At 49.8% G+C, this 681-nt stretch carries 1 protein-coding gene; it reads left to right on the top strand.

Annotation, left to right across the window (positions count from 1 at the left end; genetic code table 11):
• Window positions 1–681: hypothetical protein (locus ACFIJ7_RS09755; protein ID WP_375645214.1), on the top strand; the 681-nt coding region annotated here is incomplete at both ends.

Genomic DNA, 681 nt, shown 5'->3' with positions numbered 1-681 from the left:
TGATCAAGCTCCAGTCTCATGCTCTTCTAGCAAGCGGTATTGGGAGTGATGGTCAACAGTCAGCGACGGGTTCTTTGTACTTACAGGCAGCAAAGCTTGAGGCGGGGAATGGGCGGATAGCAGCCGGTGATCTTTTAAAGATCCAAGCAGCAACAATTGATCTAAGTCGTATGCAAGATAATGATCAAACAGGGGTTTCTTCCCTTGGCGATCTGACCATTGAAACCAATCAAATCACCGCTTTAAACAACCATATTGGTGCCAAGGGGAATATTGTCTTGAGCGCCGATGATGCGCTCACTGTAGGCGCTGGACATTATAGCGCCGGCGGCTCTCTTTTGGTGGAAGCGGCAGAGCTTACATCACGTGCGCGCTTAGTGGCAGAGCAAAAAATTGACCTTTATGCGCATCACGGTGCCCTGATCCAAGAAGGCACTGTGTTGTCCAATGGGGAGATAACGCTGGATGCCCATGGTGCTCTCAATCACACGGGTGATATTATCAGTATGCAGCAGGTTGCATTGACAGCGGGTGGCATGCTCACAACCTCTCAAGAGAGCACGATTTTAAGTTATGATGTGGTTTTAAGTGCTGATGCTTTAACCCAAGCAGGGACTGTGGAAGCCCAAGAGGGAGCATTAACCCTTCAGGTGCGTGATGGGGTCGCAAATAGCGGCACAA

This window comes from Bartonella sp. MR100HLJHH (assembly GCF_042194215.1).
GTDB lineage: Bacteria > Pseudomonadota > Alphaproteobacteria > Rhizobiales > Rhizobiaceae > Bartonella > Bartonella grahamii.
Note: the sequence above shows the minus strand (reverse complement) of the source record. Positions and strands in the feature narration are given on the sequence as shown.